This window comes from Dyadobacter sandarakinus (assembly GCF_016894445.1).
In the GTDB taxonomy this organism is placed as follows: Bacteria; Bacteroidota; Bacteroidia; order Cytophagales; family Spirosomataceae; genus Dyadobacter; species Dyadobacter sandarakinus.
The window spans coordinates 4,749,523-4,770,290 of record NZ_CP056775.1 but is presented as its reverse complement, the minus strand read 5'-3'; the positions used below and the strand labels follow the sequence as shown (position 1 = coordinate 4,770,290).

General features: G+C 46.9%; 20 protein-coding genes. 16 read left to right on the top strand and 4 right to left on the bottom strand.

What is annotated here, in order from left to right:
- Positions 1 to 12 precede the first annotated feature (12 nt).
- The gene (gene leuB / locus HWI92_RS19545; RefSeq protein WP_204658409.1) at positions 13 to 1,083 is read left to right on the top strand and encodes a 3-isopropylmalate dehydrogenase; all 1,071 of its coding nucleotides are present in this window, start codon (positions 13 to 15) and stop codon (positions 1,081 to 1,083) included.
- A gap of 255 nt (positions 1,084 to 1,338) precedes the next feature.
- Entirely contained in the window at positions 1,339 to 2,493 is a 1,155-nt protein-coding gene (locus tag HWI92_RS19540) for a 2-isopropylmalate synthase (protein ID WP_204658407.1), read from the top strand.
- A gap of 139 nt (positions 2,494 to 2,632) precedes the next feature.
- Here HWI92_RS19540 and purU read toward each other — a convergent pair whose 3' ends face one another.
- Positions 2,633 to 3,442, bottom strand: coding sequence for a formyltetrahydrofolate deformylase (gene purU, locus HWI92_RS19535; protein WP_229249410.1), 810 nt, complete (start codon positions 3,440 to 3,442; stop codon positions 2,633 to 2,635).
- A 114-nt stretch (positions 3,443 to 3,556) separates the two neighbouring features.
- Here purU and msrC point away from each other — a divergent pair, with 114 nt between their 5' ends.
- Positions 3,557 to 4,042, top strand: a complete 486-nt coding sequence (msrC, locus tag HWI92_RS19530) for a free L-methionine (R)-S-oxide reductase MsrC (protein ID WP_204658403.1) — start codon at positions 3,557 to 3,559, stop codon at positions 4,040 to 4,042.
- Positions 4,043 to 4,072: 30 nt separating this feature from the next.
- On the opposite strand, the gene HWI92_RS19525 is transcribed toward msrC, so the two are convergent.
- On the bottom strand, positions 4,073 to 4,369 hold the full coding sequence (locus tag HWI92_RS19525) for a muconolactone Delta-isomerase family protein (RefSeq protein WP_204658400.1): 297 nt from the start codon (positions 4,367 to 4,369) through the stop codon (positions 4,073 to 4,075).
- Positions 4,370 to 4,646: 277 nt separating this feature from the next.
- Here HWI92_RS19525 and HWI92_RS19520 point away from each other — a divergent pair, with 277 nt between their 5' ends.
- The 3 genes from HWI92_RS19520 (at position 4,647) to HWI92_RS19510 (ending at position 8,020) form a co-directional block, all read left to right on the top strand.
- Entirely contained in the window at positions 4,647 to 5,216 is a 570-nt protein-coding gene (locus HWI92_RS19520) for an RNA polymerase sigma factor (RefSeq protein WP_204658398.1), read from the top strand.
- Positions 5,188 to 6,672, top strand: a complete 1,485-nt coding sequence (locus HWI92_RS19515; RefSeq protein ID WP_204658396.1) for an outer membrane beta-barrel protein — start codon at positions 5,188 to 5,190, stop codon at positions 6,670 to 6,672. Before HWI92_RS19520 ends, HWI92_RS19515 begins: the two co-directional genes overlap by 29 nt.
- Positions 6,673 to 6,787: 115 nt before the next feature.
- Positions 6,788 to 8,020: a serpin family protein gene (locus HWI92_RS19510; RefSeq protein WP_229248330.1), complete on the top strand. Its 1,233-nt coding sequence runs from the start codon at positions 6,788 to 6,790 to the stop codon at positions 8,018 to 8,020.
- 150 nt (positions 8,021 to 8,170) lie between these two features.
- On the opposite strand, the gene HWI92_RS19505 is transcribed toward HWI92_RS19510, so the two are convergent.
- Positions 8,171 to 8,527 carry a YraN family protein gene (locus HWI92_RS19505; protein ID WP_204658394.1) on the bottom strand — a complete coding sequence of 119 codons (357 nt, stop codon included), beginning with the start codon at positions 8,525 to 8,527 and terminating at the stop codon, positions 8,171 to 8,173.
- Positions 8,528 to 8,641: 114 nt separating this feature from the next.
- On the opposite strand from HWI92_RS19505, the gene lipB reads away from it, so the two are divergent.
- The 10 genes from lipB (at position 8,642) to HWI92_RS19455 (ending at position 19,585) form a co-directional block, all read left to right on the top strand.
- Positions 8,642 to 9,358 carry a lipoyl(octanoyl) transferase LipB gene (gene lipB, locus HWI92_RS19500; RefSeq protein WP_204658392.1) on the top strand — a complete coding sequence of 239 codons (717 nt, stop codon included), beginning with the start codon at positions 8,642 to 8,644 and terminating at the stop codon, positions 9,356 to 9,358.
- Between the two features lie 7 nt (positions 9,359 to 9,365).
- Positions 9,366 to 9,779: a hypothetical protein gene (locus tag HWI92_RS19495; RefSeq protein ID WP_204658390.1), complete on the top strand. Its 414-nt coding sequence runs from the start codon at positions 9,366 to 9,368 to the stop codon at positions 9,777 to 9,779.
- A gap of 24 nt (positions 9,780 to 9,803) precedes the next feature.
- Positions 9,804 to 10,538 carry a 3'-5' exonuclease gene (locus HWI92_RS19490; protein ID WP_204658388.1) on the top strand — a complete coding sequence of 245 codons (735 nt, stop codon included), beginning with the start codon at positions 9,804 to 9,806 and terminating at the stop codon, positions 10,536 to 10,538.
- Between the two features lie 50 nt (positions 10,539 to 10,588).
- Positions 10,589 to 12,955 carry a ribonuclease R gene (gene rnr, locus HWI92_RS19485; RefSeq protein ID WP_204658386.1) on the top strand — a complete coding sequence of 789 codons (2,367 nt, stop codon included), beginning with the start codon at positions 10,589 to 10,591 and terminating at the stop codon, positions 12,953 to 12,955.
- A 59-nt stretch (positions 12,956 to 13,014) separates the two neighbouring features.
- Positions 13,015 to 13,386, top strand: a complete 372-nt coding sequence (locus tag HWI92_RS19480) for a GxxExxY protein (RefSeq protein WP_204658384.1) — start codon at positions 13,015 to 13,017, stop codon at positions 13,384 to 13,386.
- Positions 13,387 to 13,482: 96 nt separating this feature from the next.
- The gene (locus HWI92_RS19475; RefSeq protein WP_204658382.1) at positions 13,483 to 14,370 is read left to right on the top strand and encodes a 3-keto-disaccharide hydrolase; all 888 of its coding nucleotides are present in this window, start codon (positions 13,483 to 13,485) and stop codon (positions 14,368 to 14,370) included.
- Positions 14,367 to 16,019, top strand: a complete 1,653-nt coding sequence (gldG, locus tag HWI92_RS19470) for a gliding motility-associated ABC transporter substrate-binding protein GldG (protein ID WP_204658380.1) — start codon at positions 14,367 to 14,369, stop codon at positions 16,017 to 16,019. Before HWI92_RS19475 ends, gldG begins: the two co-directional genes overlap by 4 nt.
- A gap of 102 nt (positions 16,020 to 16,121) precedes the next feature.
- On the top strand, positions 16,122 to 17,246 hold the full coding sequence (gene dnaN / locus HWI92_RS19465; RefSeq protein WP_204658378.1) for a DNA polymerase III subunit beta: 1,125 nt from the start codon (positions 16,122 to 16,124) through the stop codon (positions 17,244 to 17,246).
- A gap of 159 nt (positions 17,247 to 17,405) precedes the next feature.
- The gene (locus HWI92_RS19460) at positions 17,406 to 17,786 is read left to right on the top strand and encodes a BlaI/MecI/CopY family transcriptional regulator (protein WP_204658376.1); all 381 of its coding nucleotides are present in this window, start codon (positions 17,406 to 17,408) and stop codon (positions 17,784 to 17,786) included.
- Entirely contained in the window at positions 17,783 to 19,585 is a 1,803-nt protein-coding gene (locus HWI92_RS19455; RefSeq protein ID WP_204658374.1) for a M56 family metallopeptidase, read from the top strand. The genes HWI92_RS19460 and HWI92_RS19455 overlap by 4 nt, the downstream gene beginning before the upstream one ends.
- A gap of 49 nt (positions 19,586 to 19,634) precedes the next feature.
- Here HWI92_RS19455 and HWI92_RS19450 read toward each other — a convergent pair whose 3' ends face one another.
- Positions 19,635 to 20,696: a ferredoxin--NADP reductase gene (locus HWI92_RS19450; protein ID WP_204658372.1), complete on the bottom strand. Its 1,062-nt coding sequence runs from the start codon at positions 20,694 to 20,696 to the stop codon at positions 19,635 to 19,637.
- Positions 20,697 to 20,768: the final 72 nt, after the last annotated feature.

Below are 20,768 nucleotides of genomic sequence, written 5' to 3'. Positions count from 1 at the left end.
ATAAACCTTTTAATGAAAAAAAATATCCTGATCGTTCCGGGCGATGGTATCGGACAAGAAGTTACTGCGGTTGGTAAAGCTGTTCTTGAGAAAATAGCAGCAAAATTCGGCCACGATTTTACTTATGATGAAGCTTTGATGGGCCACGTGGCCATCGAAGCTACCGGTAACCCGCTCCCCAACGAAACGCTTGCAAAAATGCGTGCATCGGATGCTATACTTTTCGGGGCTGTCGGACATCCTAAATACGATAATGATCCCACCGCAAAAGTACGTCCGGAGCAGGGATTGCTGAAAATGCGCAAGGAACTTGGCCTGTATGCCAACCTGCGTCCGATCAAGCTTTTCGACGAGCTGCTTGGCGCCTCGTCCATTCGTCCTGAAATTCTCAAAGGATCTGATATCCTGTTTTTCCGTGAGCTCACAGGAGACATTTATTTTGGTGAAAAAGGGCGTAAAAATGATAACAATACCGCTTACGACATTGCCGAGTACAGCCGCTACGAAGTAGAGCGCATTGGCCGCAAAGCTTTTGAGGCAGCACGTACACGTGGCAAAAAACTTTGTTCTGTTGATAAGGCAAATGTACTGGAAACCAGCCGCCTGTGGCGGGAAGTAATCCAGGCTCTGGCTCCCGAGTATCCTGATGTAACTGTTGAGCATCAATTTGTTGATTCAGCAGCGATGATGCTCATCAAGGATCCCCGGCGTTTTGATGTGGTTGTGACTGCCAATTTGTTCGGTGACATCCTCACAGACGAAGCCAGCCAGATCGCCGGCTCGATGGGTATGCTTGCGTCCGCGTCGGTAGGCGACAGTACGGGTGTGTATGAGCCTATCCATGGATCTGCACATGATATTACAGGAAAAGGCATTGCCAATCCGCTCGCATCGGTACTTTCGGCTGCATTGCTCCTGGATATTTCTTTTGGACTGAAAGAAGAAGCGGATACAGTAATTGCTGCAGTTGAAAAGCTTTTGAAAGATGGTTTCCGTACAAGGGATATTGCGGATGCGAACACCCCCGCTGACAAAATCCTGAATACAAGTGCAGCAGGAGAAGCATTATTGAGCCGTATTTGATTTATCAGGTTTTTTGCCAAATAATATTTGCATAAAGCAAAAGATATCTTTTCTTTGCAGAACAATCAACTGTTAGCGAAATTTCGCAGTTTAATTATGATCATACTGGAAAAAAATACCACTCTTCTTATTTGCACGCTTTCTTAATGCGGGAAAGGTCGGTATTTCAATTCGTTGAACCCTTTCCTGCTTCGGGAGAGGGTTTTATATTGTTTAAAATTTGTTAAATTCGTATCCCTTAATTTAAATCCACAGATGAGTAACCGAGTCCAAATCTTCGACACAACTTTACGAGACGGTGAGCAGGTTCCAGGCAGCCAACTAACTACGGAGGAAAAGATCGTTGTAGCAAGTCAGCTCGAAAAACTTGGAGTCGATATCATTGAAGCCGGATTCCCTGTGTCGAGCCCGGGCGACTTCCGGTCGGTGGTGGAGATATCGAAAGCGGTGCGGGAGCCGGTTATCTGCGCACTGTCAAGGGCTGTTCAGGGGGATATTGATGCGGCGGCGGATGCACTCCAGTATGCCCGCAGAAAAAGGATTCATACAGGCATCGGATCTTCCGACATTCATATTGAGCACAAATTTGCCACAACCCGTGAGAAGATCCTTGAAAGGGCGATCGCTGCAACGCGCTATGCCAAAAGCAAGGTAGAGGATGTTGAGTTTTACTGCGAAGACGCCGGTCGCGCTGACCTCGTGTTTCTTGCACAGCTGGTTGAAGCTGTCATCGGCGCCGGTGCTACGGTTGTGAACATTCCCGATACTACCGGGTACTGCCTGCCTGAGGAGTACGGTGGAAAAATCAAGTATATTTTCGAAAACGTATCAAACATTCATAAAGCGACTATCTCCATTCACTGCCACAATGACCTCGGTCTTGCTACTGCCAATTCACTCGCAGGAATCAATGCAGGTGCACGTCAGGTAGAAGTGACGATTAACGGGATCGGTGAACGCGCCGGTAACACCTCGCTGGAAGAAGTGGTGATGGCATTAAAGGTACATTCGGAATTAGGCCTGGAAACAGGAATTAATACGCCTTATATTTTTCCGACAAGTCAGCTTGTTTCCAAAATGATGCGGATGCAGGTACAGGCCAACAAGGCAATCGTGGGCCGCAATGCATTTGCACATTCGTCGGGTATTCACCAGGACGGCCATTTGAAAAACAACCTGAACTACGAAATCATGAACCCGCAGGATGTGGGTGTTGACAAGTCGGATATCGTACTGACAGCCCGCAGCGGCCGCCATGCATTGAAGCACCGGCTTGAACTTCTGGGCTTTTCCTTTGACAAAACTGCGCTGGACGAACTCTATACCAGGTTCCTTGAAGTAGCCGATTTGAAGAAAGAAGTAAACGATGCCGATCTGGTTGACCTTGCCCGTACAGCTATTCCGGTTTGATTAGAATATCCTTAGAAATAGCTAACTGGCTGAATACGAATTTGATGTTTTAAAGAAATTTTTGTAAGATTACACATTCAATAACATCCATCAGATTGCAAAAAGCCCTCGGTGATTCTGACTAAGGGCTTTTTTCTTTTTACAGGATAATCGTCCGGTTATTATGTACAAAAACCCGGTCGTTAAATACCAGCTTCAAGGCTTTTGATAACACCGCCTTTTCAGTATCTCTTCCCAGTGTAGCCATATCCGTGGCGGTTTGCCGGTGATCTACCGATTTTACATCCTGCGCAATTATCGGTCCTTCGTCCAGATTGTCGTTCACGAAATGTGCTGTCGCCCCTATAATCTTTACACCCCGTTCATATGCTTGCCGGTACGGATTAGCACCAACAAATGCCGGTAAAAATGAATGGTGAATGTTGATAATCTTATCCGGAAAGTGACGGACAAACTCTGGCGTGATAATGCGCATATATTTGGCCAGTACCAGGTATTCGGGCCGGTAAATGTCCAGCGTGCGCAATACCGCCTCTTCGTGTTCTTCACGGGTTTTGTTTTCGTGAGAGATAAAATGAAAAGGAATTCCGAACTTTCCTACCAGGGGCTGTAATGTATTGTAGTTGCTGATCACGGCCAGTATGGTAGCATCAAGCTCATCAAATGCATACCAGATCAGCAACTCGCCCAGACAATGGTGCTCCTTGGTGACAAACAGCACAATATCCTTTTTCTTCTTCGGATTGATCCGCAGATTCAGGTCTGCGGGAAGCTCCGTCTGCAATACGTGCATCAATGCATGTACATCCGCATCACCTTCAAATTCCGTACGCATAAAGAAATAGTGTGACGGACTGACGTATTCGTCATTGCGGATGATATTTTGATTGTGCGCGAAGAGGATCTTGGTTACCTGGTAAATCAGGCCCTTGTGATCGGGTCCGTCCATCAGCAGAATATGGCGTTGCAGCATGGGATACTTGTTGTTTGGGATGGCTAAATTAAGGCCAGCCGCAACAAATAAGAAAGGTTTTCTGTTTCAATCAGGACAAAGCAAACCATTATGGCAGAAGAACTATTAATTCCCACAGGTGCAGACAGGAAGACCCTGTACGAAGCATTACTCCCGCAGGTAGCATCCCTGATCCAGGATGAAAGCGACCTGGTTGCCAACTTGTCCAATATTACAGCCGTACTGAAAGAAGCCTTTGGTTTTTTTTGGGTCGGATTTTACCTTGTCAAAGAAGGTCAACTGGTACTTGGCCCGTTTCAGGGACCTGTTGCCTGTACACGCATTCCGTTTCATAAAGGGGTTTGCGGTGCCTGCTACTCCCGGGCTCAAACCATTATTGTACCCGATGTAGACGAATTTCCGGGACATATTGCATGCAGCTCCGCTTCCAGGTCCGAGATCGTGCTTCCCGTATTTCACAGGAACGGGATGGTAGCTATGGTACTGGATGTGGATAGTGACAATCTGAATGATTTTGACGAAGAAGATCAGGAAGGACTTTCGGCCATACTCAGGCTGCTTGAAAGAAAGCTATAAAAAAAGGGCAATCTGTCGATTGCCCTCCGGTTAATTCAGTGAAAACATCGGGAGCCGCAGCGCGACCACATTGTTAAACATCAGCTTGGATATTTTCGGCTCCATATATTCAATTAGCGGAAACTCGGAAACTAAAGTCATCACTTCAAATTCACTCTCCGCACGTACCACACACCAAAGTCTTGAATAATCATCGGACAGTGCATAGGACATCATTCTGCCCTGCTCCATCATCTCGTTTATTTTCTTTCTCTGCGCAGGTATTTTAGCCGTAAAATCCTCCGACATTACGGCAGGAAGCTGTATTTCAACCATATATTGACTCATGTTCGATAGAAGTTAGGTGTACAGAAATACCTTCTTTTTCTCAAGGGTTCACAGAATATAAGGTTATCTCCTGCGGATTAGTTCCTTATACTGAATGTACGAAATCTTTCAAAGAAATGGATTTACGCGTTACAACCATTTTAAACAAACCCGTGTCCACTTTCCTACGGATAGTAAGGATAAGTTACTGCCGGCAACAGCAAAGCAGTATTCAACTATCTTTGAAGATAGCGGTGCTGAACCATTTTAAACCGAACGAAGCACCCCTACACTTCGGATGACCTTTGATGAACAGGAATTGGTAAAAGGCTGCAAGCAGCGCAACCGGCTTGCCCAAAAACAGCTGTACAAGCTGTTTGCGGGTAAATTGTTTGCGATATGCCTCCGATACACCAAGAACCGGGCTGATGCAGAGGACGTGCTGCAGGATGCATTTATTAAGATATACGAGAACATCGACTCTTTCCGTGCCGATAGCCCTCTGGAATACTGGCTGCGCTCAGTAGTTGTGAATACTGCGCTCAACCACCTCCGGCAGCAGAAGCATCTGAAAGATCTCGATGATGTGGAGATGCACCACAATGGCATTGCAGATAAGGAAGTAACACTGGCCGGATTTCAGATGCAGCAGCTGCTTGAACTCATTCACGAGTTGCCGCCCGGTTGTCAGACGATCTTCAACCTGTATGCCATTGAAGGTTATCAGCACAATGAAATTGCCCAAAAACTGGGTATCTCTGAGGGAACATCCAAGTCGCAGTATGCGCGCGCCAGGACATTACTTCAGCAAAAGTTGAACAAAGAAAATAAATTTGACGATGGACCCGTCCGGAATAAACAATTTTGAGGAGCAGTGGCGAAAGGCATTCCAGGAGGCTTCTGAAACACCACCTCCCGCATTGTGGGACAAGATAGAAGCACACCTGGATGAAGATGAAAAAGGCTCTGTTGTGCCACTTTGGTGGAAATCGGCCAAAGTATGGTATGCTGCGGCCTCAGTTGCCGCTTTGTTGGTAGCAGGAAGCCTTTTTTATTTTAATGCAGGACAAAAAGATAATGATGTAAAAATTGCCACTGCTAAAATTCCTGCCGCTTCTTCGGATCATCGCTCCACAGCGACCAGCGACTCTGTATCTCCTGTTGGCACCCCAGTGCCAGGTGAAGCGCTGATTGCTGAAAGAAAAGCAGCCATGGACGTGAGTAAAAAAGAACAAATGGCTGCGCTGCGTGTTTCCGGCAAACAACTGGCATCTGCAAAAGTTAAGCGTGAAAACAATACAAACAGATCAGGTACTGGCCTGGAAAGCAGCGTAGCAGCTTTGCCGGAAGCAGGTGCTAATCGTACCGATGCTACTATTACGGATCAGGCAGGTATTACTGCGGATGAGGATAACATTCCCGTAAATGCCTCCGGATTGCCGGAAAATGCTTCTGCCAATGCAAGCATTGCCATGCTGCACCCGGTCGGCTACAGTGAGCTGGATGTACTCATTCAGCAGCGTTACGTTTTTTTCAAACCCCAGGTACAGGAAGCAGCACCAGTACAGCCTGCTAAAAACAAGGAATACTGGGCGGCTGTGGGTGTTATGCCGGCAACTTTCAACCCTGACCTTAAAGTAAAAGAAGCTCCGACTGCATTTACTACGCAGTCTTTATCTTCTAAAAAGTCGACCTCGGGTACCAGCCAGGCAGGCGCATCTTATGCGCTGCAGACGCAGGGTGGGGTAAGGTTGTCCAAACACTGGAGCGTCGAGCTCGGATTAAGTTATCTTAAGGGTAATTCCAGATACGAGGGTGGCGGCTATGTACTGAGTGCAAATAACAGCCGATCGGCCAATGTGCTGGAAAATGCATTGGCCGACCTTGGTCCGAGCCCGAACATGATCGGGAAAAATGACAGCTTTGTCAACAATGGTGCATTGTATATTGATGTGGCTAAGACGGTGAGCAACAATTATCAGTACCTTCAGTTACCTGTTCAGGCCGGCTTTACACTACGACCGGATAAAAAGTTAAGCTATGCCGTACTGGCAGGTATGACAGCCAATTTCTTTTTGAGCAATGAACTTGAATCAGCTTCCGGTGAAATGATCACGACCAAAGCCAGCGACGAAGTGTATCGTACCACAAACTGGGCTGCCAGTACAGGCCTCCGGTTCAGCTACAGGTTGTCTTCCCAATGGAATGCTAATCTGACCGGTTCCTATCAGAAGGCCGTTTCCTCAGGTTTCCGCTCCAACCAAAGCCTGGATGCCCATCCCTACCTTTACGGGGTTTCGTGGGGAGTACGTTATACTTTTTAAAAAATAAGCCAGGTACTTCCAACCATTGAAGCACTTGTGGAATCTTTTATAGGCAGATCGGCAAAGCTGACAGGCACCCCGCTTGTTCCTGAACGTACTCTGACATCTATTAGCCATGAAATTTTTCTACATTTTACTCAGCTTCCCGGCATTAGCCTGTATGCTTGCAGGCTGTACAAACGATGGTCCTGCGCCTTCTGACCAGGTAAATCCTGTGGAGATCCCTGCTGAAATCTCCAATGCAACAACAGATTTCGCGTTCGACTTTTTCGGACAAGTAAGACAGGCTGAGGCCGGGAACCCCAACATCTTTGTGTCGCCGCTCAGCCTGCACATGGCATTGGGTATGTTGCTCAACGGAGCTGAAAATGAGACAGCTGCCCAGCTGGCAAGTACCCTTAAGGCTGATAGTGTATCCGTGGAGAAACTCAATGATGCATATAAAACATTAATCAGCAAGCTTCCTGCTGCCGACTCACGCGTAATACTTGGCCTGGCTAACTCCGCCTGGTACGACAAGAACCAGATTTCCGTTGCCCAACCCTATCAGCAGCTCCTGAAAGACCGGTTTGATGCCCAGATATCCGGAATCCCATTTGACGGCAATGCAGCAGATAAAATCAATCAGTGGGCAGATGACAAAACCCGCGGAAAAATCAAGAAAGTAATTAACGCCATTGATCCGGGCCAGGTCATGTTTCTTTTGAATGCATTGTATTTCAAAGGCGACTGGAGGTACAAGTTTGATCGTGACAAAACCATTGACACTCCTTTCAGGCTGGAAAATGGCACGACGAAGAACGTCAAAATGATGTACATCAGTAACGATTTCGCAGCCATGCCGGGCAGCCGCTACAGTGCGGTAAAGCTACCCTATGGAAACGGGCAGTTCAGCATGACACTGATCATTCCTAGAGGCTCCGTGACGATCGGCGATGTACTTTCTGAAATTACGGCCAATGATTGGAAAACACTGCAATCCACCGGAATGTACAAGCACAAAGCCCGTGTAGGCTTACCAAGATTTGCCCTGAACTACAATGTAAAACTGAATAGTACCCTGGAAAATATGGGTATGAAACGCATTTTCACACCACAAGCACAGTTTGGCAAAATTACCACCACCGCATCGCTTTTTGTTGATTTTATAAAACAAGATACTTACCTCGGCATTGATGAGCAGGGTACAGAAGCTGCTGCCGTAACCACTATCGGAATAAGTACTACGTCCATGGGGCCGGATGGGCTCGAATACATTTGCGACCGTCCGTTTGGATTGGTTATCAGTGAAGAGACCTCAAAAACAATCCTTTTTATGGGTCAGATCAAAAATCCTGAAAGTAAGTAAAACAGATCAGGAGATCAGGCCTGCGTGCATATTGGTCAAAAATATTCAAGATACAAGGTGCCGGCAATACCGGTATCTTCGGGGTGCGTTATCGTCCGAGGGCTTTGCTTCCGGACGATTTTGTTTTTTGAAGCTGGTAAGGACTTCTATTCAACAAAAAGCATCCTCAATATGGTATATCTCCGTCTGACCGTCGGGCAGCACCAGCACGGACACAATATCAAACCGCACATCCTGCTGCCAGTCCTTGTCATAGATGTAGTATTCGGCAGCTTTTTTCACAAGCCCTGCTTTACCGGCATTTACAAATTCTTCAGGCATTCCAAACGCCGTACCGCTTCTTGTTTTTACTTCCACAAAAATCAGCATATCACTAACCGTGACAATGAGATCAATTTCACTGTGCTTGTACCGGTAATTTTTTTCCAGAACAGCAAATCCCTTGCGGATCAGGTACTCCTCTGCTTTCCGCTCACCCCAGCTTCCCCGCTCATTGTTGATGCCCATCGAACATTTTAAGTGTTAATACGCGTTATCAGATATGACTGTCTCTGTACATTCAGACGCCGCGTACCGCGTAAGGTCACTGTTTTTTGTTAAAAGCCAGCGTATACCCTATTAATGAATACCCTAATAAATAAGAATGTAAGTTTCCGCGATCTTGGTTTGATAGATTACCAGGATGCGTGGACTTACCAGGAGCAGCTTTTTGCGGACACGCTGGCCGTGAAAACGCGAAACAGAAGCCTTGAAGTTGCCGACCAGCAAGTCACCCCTAATTACCTTTTGTTCTGCCAGCACCCGCATGTATATACGTTAGGTAAAAGCGGGAAAGAAAATCATTTGCTGCTTACAGCGGATGAGCTGGTTGAAAAGCAGGCAAAGTTCTACAAGATCAATCGCGGGGGCGACATTACTTACCACGGTCCCGGACAGCTGGTGGGTTATCCGATCCTGGACCTTGACAACTTTTTTACAGACATTCACCTGTACATGCGGACGCTTGAAGAGGCGATCATTCTCACCCTGGCTGAGTATGGCCTCAATGCAGGCCGCATTCCCGGACTTACGGGCGTTTGGCTTGATTTTGTAGCACAGAAAAATCCCCGGAAAATATGTGCCCTGGGTGTAAAAGCCAGCCGCTGGGTTACCATGCATGGTTTTGCATTGAATGTCAGCACGGACCTCTCGTATTTCGGAAACATTGTTCCGTGCGGGATCGACGACAAAGCGGTGACATCCATGGCAGCTGAGCTGGGCTATGCGCCTGACATGCAGGATGTTTCCAGGAAACTTAAACAACATTTAGCAGCATTGTTCCGAATGGAACTTAATTAAGCATATTTTGAAAAAGGACATTGAATTTCATCCGGTACGCGGCGTCAAGGTGGCGATTGTACGTACTGTAAATGCCATTGAAGAAGCAGACTGGAGTGTGATCCTGATCAATGGAAATGATCAGCCGATTTCCAATGTATTTGTAACATCCAAGGGTTACAGCAATGGGGAATCAGGACCCGCTTCGGACCAGCGAACATCAGTACTCCGCCATTTTTTTCCTGAAATTGATCCGCGTACCCATGTGGTCATTGAACCGATTATGCCGGAGGTTTTTCACCTCAATAATGAATTCTGGATCAGCTATTACATCGGCCGGCAGATTTATGATAAAAAGTTTATCTTCGTGCCAGACAGCATTGTAGAAAACAACCTGATCCTCATTGATCCGCCAGGACTGGAAGGTGTTCTGCATGAATAGTTTAACAAAATCTATACACATCCTATGTCAGAAGAATTTAGTAAAAAACTGAAGAACCTCCTTTTCCTGGATATTGAAACGGTAGCGGCCTACCCCTCCTACGATCAGCTACCGGACCGGATGCAAAAGCTCTGGAACAAAAAGGCAACCGGGCTGAAAAAAGGTGACGACACGCTTTCAGACGAAGCACTTTTTTATGAGCGGGGTGCTATTTATGCAGAATTTGGTAAAATCATTTGCATTGCCTTCGGTGGTTTTTACTGGAATGAACAAGGAGAAGCCTCTTTCAAAGTACGAAGCATTTCCGGAGATGACGAAGTGGCACTATTGTTGCAATTCAAGGAACTCGTCGAAAAGTACCGGCCTGATCAGCTGATGCTCTGTGCACATAATGGTAAGGAATTTGACTTTCCGTTTATCTGCCGTCGTATGCTGATCCACTGCATTGAAATTCCCAAAGCTTTACAGATTTCCGGCAAAAAGCCGTGGGAAATATTGCACCAGGACACCATGGACCTGTGGAAGTTTGGTGATTATAAAAACTATACATCGCTTGATCTGCTCGCAGCCGTTTTCGATATACCCGGCAGCAAGTCCGAGATGAGCGGCGATCAGGTGACGAGGGTGTATTATGAAGAAGGCGATCTTGAAAAGATCAGCAGGTATTGCAGGGAAGACGTGGTTGTGCTCAGCCAGCTTTACCTCAGGCTGCATTGCCAGAGCCCTGTGCCGGAAACACATATTTTAAGAACAGCATAACGCTACAAAGCAGCCGGCTTATAATCCGGGCAGCTTTTATCAAAATTTAGATGAGAAATAAAAAATCAGAAACCAAGAAGAACTCCGAAAAAGCCCAGGGCACTCGGACGCCTCATCATATCATATCATACATCGACAACCTGAAAGCCGAGATTGCGGTGTTTTTTGATCTTAACAGTACACATTCTTTCCGACCGTTTGATGTGCACGACCATTTTGGGGTGGAGGACAAAAAAGTAAGACAGCTCTTTAATGAGATCATCCATGAGCTGGAAGAATCCGGCAGGCTGGTGTATAATAATGATGGCTCGTACTCTGCCGGGCCTAATAAGCCGGCAAACCAGGAATTATCAGGCAGGGTCGACCGGGTTAACAAGTCCTTTGCATTCGTAATTGTTGAAGGCAGGGAAGATGATATTTACATTGATGCCGACCTGCTGGGTGGTGCCTGGGATGGCGATATTGTTACCATCCAGCCTCTTACCAAAAGCGCCCGCGGCTCACGGTCAGGCCGCGATGCCGGTAAAGGTCGTACTGAGGGCCGTGTTACGGGTATTGTAAAGGAAGCCAGCGCGGAAATTGTGGGTGTGATAGAAATAACACCGCGCTACGCAGTTGTCCAGCCGGATAACAAAAAGCTCTTTGACCCTATTTTCATAGATACTGAAGATACAAAAGGTGCTGAAAATGGAGATAAGGTCATTGTAAAAGTAACACAAAGACCTACCCGCAGAAGTCAGGCGGAAGGTACAATTACAGAGGTACTTGGCAAGGCAGGAAACAACGATGTGGAAATGCACGCGATTATGGCGGAGTTTGGCCTGCCGGTGCGCTTTCCCGAAGAAGTGGAGCGTGAAGCCAATAAGATTCCGGACAAAATTCTTAAAAAGGAAATCTCGAAAAGACGGGACCTCCGGGATACGCTTACCTTCACGATTGACCCGGTGGATGCGAAAGACTTTGACGACGCGCTTTCCGTGCGCTATCTGGATGAAGGCAATATGGAAGTAGGCGTTCATATTGCGGATGTGTCGCATTATGTATTGCCGGGTACCGAATTGGAAAAAGAGGCATTCAGGCGGGCTACGTCGGTGTATCTGGTAGACCGGACGGTACCGATGCTGCCTGAGAAACTATCTAACAATTTATGCTCACTGCGTCCGAATGAGGATAAACTGGCATTTTCGGCAATTTTCGAGCTGAGTCCGAAGGGTAAGATTTTGAAAGAATGGTTTGGACGAACTGTAATTCACTCGAAAAAGCGGTTCAGCTACGAAGAGGCGCAGGGGGTACTCGATGCCGGTGAAGGAGAACTCTATAACGAGCTCAATGCATTGAATGAGCTCGCAAAAATTTTCCGGAATGAAAGGTTTAAAAAAGGTGCAATCAACTTTGACACACCTGAAATCCGGTTTCGCCTGGATGAAAATGGCAAGCCGCTGGGTATTTACCAGAAAGAGAGGCACGACTCCAATAAGCTGATCGAGGAGTTTATGCTTCTGGCCAACAAGCGCGTGGCTGAGTTTGTGTACGCACTGTCCAAAGGCGAGCCCAAGAATACCATGGTGTACCGTGTTCACGAGGCTCCGGACATTGACCGGCTGCAAACTTTTGCAACCTTCGTCAGCAAAATGGGCTACAAGCTCAACGTGGACGAAGAAAACCAGATTGCGAAATCAATGAATGCCATGCTCTCCAAGGTGGAGGGCAGGCCCGAACAAAATCTTATCGAGTCGCTGGCGGTCCGGACTATGGCGAAAGCCAGGTATAGTACCTCCGACATCGGGCATTTCGGGCTGGCATTTGAAAGGTACTCGCACTTTACTTCTCCGATCCGCCGCTACCCCGACGTAATGGCACACAGGCTTTTGCAGCATTACCTTGATGGTGGCAACTCAGTTGATCCTGAACTTTACGAAGAATCCTGCCGACACTCTTCTGAGCGCGAGCGGCTTGCTGCCGAAGCAGAGCGGGCTTCCATCAAGTACAAGCAGGTGGAGTATATGAGTACAATGGATAAAGACGAGGAGTTTGACGGCATCATTACCGGCGCTACGGACTTCGGGATATTTGTTGAAATAACGTCCACGGCTTCCGAAGGTCTGGTAAGAATGACAGACCTTGGTGACGACTATTACGAGCTGGACAAGGAAAATTACCGGATCATCGGTCAGCGTACAAAGCGGATTTACGCTTTTGGTGATGCTGTAAAGGTAAAAGTGAAAGACACCAACATTGCACGCCGGAGCATGGACTTGTACCTGGCAGACAATATGTCTTCGAAAAAATCAGGGGGAAACTACGATAGCCGTGAACGTCGTCCGGGAAGTAGCCGGAGGGAAGAGCGGAAACCATCAGGCAGTTCAAGCCGCCACAAAGATGCCGGCAGCAAGCCTAAGTCACGGCGGAAGAGGTAGCAACCGTTACTTTTCCGGATTGTTGCGTATCAATAGGCAGAGAATACAACAGATACGCAATGAACCTGATCTATCAGCAGGAATCTTACGAGATTATCGGAAGTTGCATGGAGGTACACAATGAGCTTGGTCACGGCTTTTTGGAAATAGTCTACAAAGACGCGCTCGAATACCTGTTTTTGCAAAAGTTCATTTATTTTGAGCGTGAGAAAGAGTATCCGGTTTATTTCCAAGGTCGGTTGCTGAAGCACAAGTTCTGGGCTGATTTTGTGGTTTATGACAAGATCATTCTCGAACTAAAATGTGTGAAGTGTCTCACAGAGGAGCACATCGCCCAGACTATCAACTATCTCAAAGTTTCGGGAAGCAAACTGGGTTTACTGGTTAATTTCGGGAGGGGAAAGTTAGAATATAAACGCCTGGTACTTTGACTGCCACGGATACACGAATTTACACGGATGTGGATGATCCGTGCAAATCCGTGTATCCGTGGCAAAAAAAAGCAGAATACGATAATATATCCCAATATGAATTACAAAATACTGGCACTCCTTCTATTATTTACCCTTCCAGCTTTCGCCCAGAAAGCAGTTGATAAGGAAGACTGGATTTCGCTTTTTAATGGAAAAGACCTTACGGGCTGGGATATCAAAATTGCCGGGCATAAGGTGAATGATAACCACAAAAACACCTTTATCGCCGAAGACGGGATGATCCGGGTGAATTACAAAGAGTACGACAAGTTCACTGATGAATACGGCCATATGTACTATCATAAGCCATATTCACATTATAAGATCCGGCTGCAGTATCGTTTTACAGGCAATCAGGTTCCTGGTGGAGCCTCGTGGAATGTCCGAAATAGCGGCATCATGCTCCATTCGCAATCAGCTGCCAGTCTCGGCCTTGACCAGGATTTCCCGATTTCGCTGGAAATGCAGTACCTGGGTGGGCTGAATGCCGGAGAGCGTAATACGGGTAATCTTTGTACGCCGGGAACCATCGTCGATATTAATGGAAAACTGGCCGAGGAACATTGCAGTAATTCTGCTTCCAAAACTTACAATGGCGACCAGTGGGTGCATGCAGAGGCTATTGTGCTGGGCGATTCCATCGTGTATCACCTGATTGAAGGTGACACGGTCCTGGTTTATACCAATCCCCGCATTGGCGGCGGCTACGTAGGTGCCAATCATACTTTTAAAGATGGCAAGGTAGGCAACGAAGCAGAATGGATCAAAAAGGATAATACACCCCTGGGAAGCGGGTACATTGCATTACAAGCTGAAAGTCACCCGATCGATTTTAAAGACATCCAGCTTCTGAATCTGAAAGGATGCATGGACAAAAAAGCATCCAATTACAAATCGTACTACATTGAGCCGGATAAAAGCTCCTGTTTGTATAAAAAATGAAGCACCCTGTTCTCCGGATTTTAGTACTCATCATCATCTTTGCAGGCTTAAACTGGCTTGCTTCACAGTTTTTTCTGCGCCTGGACCTGACTGCTGATAAACGGTATAGCATTTCTGACGCTACCATCAGCCTTCTCAGCAACCTTGACAAGGATATAGTCGTTAACGTATATCTCTCAGGTGAATTTCCGCCCGGATTTGAAAGACTGGAAAACGCGACCCAGGAAACACTGGAAGAATTCAGGACCTATGCCAGTGGTCACCTGACCGTCAATTACTCCGACCCTTCTGATGCTGCCAGTGAGGAGCAGCGGCAAAAGCAGTACATGAACCTCATTGATCGCGGACTTACTCCCACCAATGTATTTGCAAACGAAGACGGAAAACGTACCGAAAAAATCATTTTTCCGGGTGTTATCGTACAGGCGGATACCCTTTCCGTACCGGTCCAGCTTTTAAAAGGAAACAGAAGTTCAACGCCGGAAGAGCAGCTAAACCAGTCGTATGAAGGCGTTGAATTTGAAATTGCATCTGCAATACGTCTTTTATCCAATCAGCAGCGCAAAAAAGTAGGCCTTGTTGTAAGTCATACCAAAGTACCGCCAGCCCGCCTCAGTGATCTGATTGCGACAATTCAGCAGCGATACGACGTATTCCTGGACATGAATAATCCCGAATCGTACCAGGGTCTGGATGCTTTGCTGATTCTTAAACCGGATAGCGCATTTTCCGAAAACGACAAGTTTAAGCTGGATCAATATGTAGTCCATGGAGGAAATGCAATTTTCCTGCTCGACGGTGCCAAAGTGGACAGTGTAAGCCAGGAAGGAAGCTATGCTCAGCCACTCGATATCGGTCTTTCCGATTTGCTTTTCAGATGGGGTGTTCGTATCAATACCAATCTTGTAAAAGATCTTACCTGTGCCGAAATCCTGCTGAACGTAGGGAACAGCGGCGACAAGCCCGAAATACAGGCTATTCCCTGGCGGTTTTTTCCATTGCTCAATAACTTTGGTCCACACCCGGTAACACGCAATATCAATGCGGTATATACGCGCTTTTTAAGCTCTATTGATACAGTAGGCGGTACTCAGGGCATCCGCAAAACTCCCCTGCTTTCCTCATCTCCCTACACGCAGCTGGTAAATGCGCCTGCACTGGTCGGCTACAATGAGGCCCGGAAAGATCCCGATCCTCAGGAATATCGTAGTGGAGTGAAGCTGGCCGGTATACTGCTAGAAGGTACATTTAACTCCCTGTTTGCCAACCGCATACTTCCGAATGATCCGAGAGCGGCAAAATTCAGGGAAACAGGAGCTCAGGGAAAGGTTATTATATGTTCCGATGGTGATATTGCAATCAATGATTTTGACTATCGCCGCAATGCCCCGCTGCCCTTGGGTTATGACCGCGTGTCAAAGCAGACTTATGGTAATAAGGACTTCATCATGAATGCAATTGATTATATGACCGATGCAAACGGACTCATCAATTCCAGGAGCAAGGAAATTACGATCAGACCGCTGGACAAGATTGAAGTACGTGAAAGCCGGAGGTTCTGGCAGGCACTTAACCTGTTGCTTCCCCTGGTATTTATAGGAATTTTTGGTGCCGCGAGACATTACATACGCATCCGAAAATTCGCCTGAACCGGAGCGGTGGCTACGTATTTTTTCCATACTTTTGTTCCCTGCTGCCAGATTTTATATTCTGTATTGCAATAAATCCATCCAACACTTACGTCACGAATTATGAAGTTTGTCGTTTCGTCATCAATCCTCCTGAAACAGCTGTCTGCGATAAATGGTGTCGTTTCAACGAACCCGATTGTACCTATTCTTGAGAACTTCCTGCTCTCTCTTGAGGGAAATACATTAACTGTCACTGCGTCGGATCTGCAAACAGTGATGATCACGGAAATAGAAGTGGAATCTTCTGAAAAGGGCGCAATTGCGATTCCTGCCAAGTTGCTGCTGGATACCCTGCGTGGCCTGCCTGAGCAGCCTATTACATTGCAGGTGAACAGCGAGACCTTTGGAACCGAGATTATTTCTGACAATGGCCGGTATAAACTTTCTGGTGAAAACCCGATTGACTTTCCAAAAACACCGGCTGTAAACCGTGGCCAGGCTGTGAATTTCTCATCCACAGCATTGGGAGCTGCCATCTCAAACACACTTTTTGCAACGAGTACTGACGATCTTCGGCCTGCTATGACAGGTGTTTTCGTTCAGATGGGTACAGAGAATGCTACGTTTGTAGCCACTGACGGTCACCGCCTGGTTCGCTACCGTCGTACAGATATCAAGTCGGATCTGGATACTTCTATGATCATTCAGCGCAAGGCATTAAACCTGCTGAAATCCTGCTTGCCTTCTGAGGATGTACCCGTAAAAGCAGAGTTTACTACATCCAATGCATTTTTCAGCTTTGGAACCATTCGTATGATCTGCCGCCTGATCGATGAGCGTTTTCCTGATTATGAAAATGCAATTCCTACGAATAATCAGAATACATTAACCATCAGCAGGCTCGAAATACTTAGCTCACTGCGGCGTATTTCCATTTACTCCAATCGTACGACCCACCAGGTCAGATTGAAGTTGTCCCTCAATGATCTTGTTATTTCTGCGGAAGATCTTGATTACTCAAATGAAGCCAATGAACGATTGATGTGCGAGTACAATGGGGATGATATGGAAATAGGCTTTAATGCTAAATTCCTTATTGAGGTCCTTGGAAACTTGTCAAGCAAAACAATTAGTTTTGAATTATCCGCTCCAAACCGGGCAGGCCTGATTATTCCTATTGATCAGGAAGAAAATGAAGATATACTCATGCTGGTCATGCCGGTAATGCTTAACACATACGTATAGATAGTACTTACCTACCTGTTCAAAGGCCGTCTGATCGACGGCCTTTTTTGTTTATAATCAATAACTTACATTTATTACGAAAAAAATCGTAGATAACTCTTGCATCTACGATCTTTTTCGTACACATTTGCTACGAACATTATCGTAGCAGCTAAAATCATGTACATCAAACCAACAGATGCAGAACTTGAAATTTTGAATTACTTATGGGAAGCCGGTCCTAGTACGGTGCGTGCAGTACATGAAACCGTATCAGCGAACAAAGACACGGGTTATACCACAACTTTAAAGTTAATGCAGATAATGCATGACAAGGGTCTTTTGTATCGTACTGAGCAGGGCCGGTCACACATTTATGTTGCCCTGCTTGGTCAGGAAGAAACGCAGCAAAATCTGTTAACCCGCCTGGTTAATACCGTTTTTCGGGGCTCAGCAGCTCAAATGGTCATGCAGGCACTTGGCAACCACACTACTTCCAAAAAAGAACTGGATGAAATTCGTGAGCTCCTGAACAACCTGGAAAACAACCATCAATCATGAAAGCAACACTTAACCTTTTCAACGATGCGACACTGGCTGCATTTGGATGGACATTGGTTCATTCCCTTTGGCAGGGTGCTATCCTGGCATTAATCGCTTGTGCAGCTTTTTATTTTTTCAAACACCGCACAGCCCAGACCCGCTACCTGACCGGCGTATTGCTGCTCGCAGCTCAGCTTACTGCTTCGGTAATTACATTCCTTTATTACCAGTCCAAAACTGTAACCATTTCAGGTTTAAAACCAGCAGTGTTACAGCAGCCAGCAGTTGCACTATCTCAGCTCGAATTGTCCATGGCATTTAAAATGCAGCTTTGGCTAACCTTACACTTACATGAACTGGTAATCTGCTGGATCATTGGTGCCGGCTTGCTGCTGCTGCGTTTTATGGGCGGCTGGATCTTCACTGAACGTCTGCGCACGCGTGCTCACGTTGTAGCGGATCGGGAATGGCGCACGCGGTTTGGTGTTATTGCCGCCAGGATGAATATAAAACAATCGGTTGACTTCAAAGAAAGTAACAGGGTTACAGCGCCGGTGGTCATTGGTACGTTCAGCCCGGTTGTGCTTGTACCATTTGGATTTTTAACAGGTTTTCCTCCCGCTCAACTGGAAGCGATACTAGCTCACGAGCTTGCGCATATTCAGCGCAATGATTATTTGGTCAATGTGCTTCAATCATTGGTAGAGGTCATTTTCTTCTTCCACCCGGGCATCTGGTGGCTATCCGAGCGCATCCGTGCTGAACGTGAACATTGCTGCGATGACATTGCACTCCGGGTATGCGGTGATAAAATGTCGCTTGCTTATGCCTTGCTGAAAGTAGCTGACTGGCAAACAACCACAGGTATGGCGATGGCTTTTGCTTCCCGGAAGCCTTTGCTGCTAAACCGCATTCACCGGCTGCTGGGACTTTCTGCCAAGTCACAAAGATTTGCTCCAAGCCTCTCCGCTACGATTCTTACGGTTGCCATTGCGACGATGGTGTCAGCCTATGCATTTGCACAGCAAACTGATAAACCTGTACCCAAGAAAACAGCTAAGCATCATACTGCTGCACGCAAATCAAAAGCGGCTCATCAGAATGTTGATCCAGCCATAGAAATAGAAGAGCCAGAGATGAATATCCAGATTGAGGAGACTGAGAATATGGAGCTGATGATTGATCCTGGTATGGAAAATGATTCTATCAACAAGAAAATAGCTGAAATCAACCAGAAAATGCAGACTATGGAAGCCGAAATGCGGCCATACCAGAGCAGAATGGATGAACTGAATCTTGAAATGGAAAAACAAAGGTTTGAGATGGAGCGCGCGCAACGCCAGCTCGAACAAATCGAATGGAAAAAAGAGCGGATTATGGATGTGCGGTCGGGTTTAATGGAACAGCGCTCTGAAATACTGGACCACGCTCAGGAGCAGGAAGTATCCAAAGACAAAGAAACCGAGGTTGAAAAACAGGTGGCGGAGTTGGAACAGAAGATTAAAGCTCAGGAACAAGCTGTGACCGACCTGAACACCCAGATCGCCGCTGCACAGAAAGCAGTCTCCACAGCTGAGGAGCCGATCCAGAAGTCGGAAGCTGAACTACAGGAAATTTCGGCAAAGCTGGACGAACTGGGTCGTAATGCAGGTCTGGAATCTCTGGGGCTTGCCAGGGTTGGGGTTCCTGCACCTCGTCCTCCGAAGCCGCCGCGTGCTGCCAGGATCCATGGTGCCCCCGCACCTCCTCCGCCGCCTGCAAAGGTCGTAAGGCCCAAAAGCCCTCCTACCCCACCATTGGCACCGGCCAGAAAATAATATTATATGAAAACGGACAACCAGGCTCAGCCAGGTTGTCCGTTTTCTTTTATTCTACTTCTATGATTACATCGTCCGTCATGGGATGTGATACGCAGGTGAGTATAAAACCCTCTTCCCGCTCAGCTTTTGATAAGGCATCTTCTTCATCCAGATGCACCTTACCCGACACGCACCGCCCCAGACAGGCCGTGCACATACCAGCCTGACAGGAATATGGAAGATCAATATCCATATTCAGGGCGGCTTCCAGTACGGTTTCGTGTGGCTTTACCGGTAACTTGTACTCAGTACCTTCGTAAAAAAGGGTAATTTCTCTTGTTTTCACAGCATCATCTTCAGTTGTCACCGCGCCCGGCTCGGCGGAGCTTGCAGTTGCAAAGCTTTCCTTCCGGATATGAGCCTCGGGAACCGACAAGATTTCAAGGGCACTTTTCGCTTCATGCGTCAGATCTTCGGGTCCGCAGAGGTAGTACTCGGCATTCTGCGGGTTTAAAGCAGGAAGAGATTCCATAATTTTAAGAATGTGTGTTTTGTTGAGGCGGCCCCTTTGTCCTTCCCAGCTCTCCACTGGCTGGCTGAGCGTATGCACTATGTGCAGGCGATTTGCATACTTCATCTGAAGAGCCTGCAATTTTTCCCGGAAAATAATCAGCTCCTCATTGCGGCTGCCATAAAGGAGAAAAACTTCACTTTCCGGTTCTACAATCAGGACAGACTTCAGGATGGAAAAAAGAGGTGTGATACCGCTGCCTGCACCGATAAAGACGACCTGCCGGGTTTGATCGTCAGCCTGCTTTGGAAAAAAGTTGCCCGCCGGTTCCAGCGTTTCGAGCACATCGCCTGGCTTTACATAGTCAGCAAGCCAGTTGGAAGCATATCCCCCCGGTACCCGCTTGATCGTAATTGCCGGCGACACATCCGTGTAAGGCGAACTCGACATGGAGTATGAGCGTCTCACTTTTTTATCTCCGTCAGGTAAAAGTAAAGTCAGGAACTGACCCGGACGATAGGCTACAACCTCATTGATCGGGTGCCAAAAGTGGATGGTTACAGCCTCATCCGTCTCTTTTTCCACTTCTTTTACTTTCAAAAAATAATGCTTACTCATGGTAATACGCTGTTATGCATAAATGCAAAAGCCTCACAGGTAACACCTATGAGGCTTTTTTGATTTCAAAAA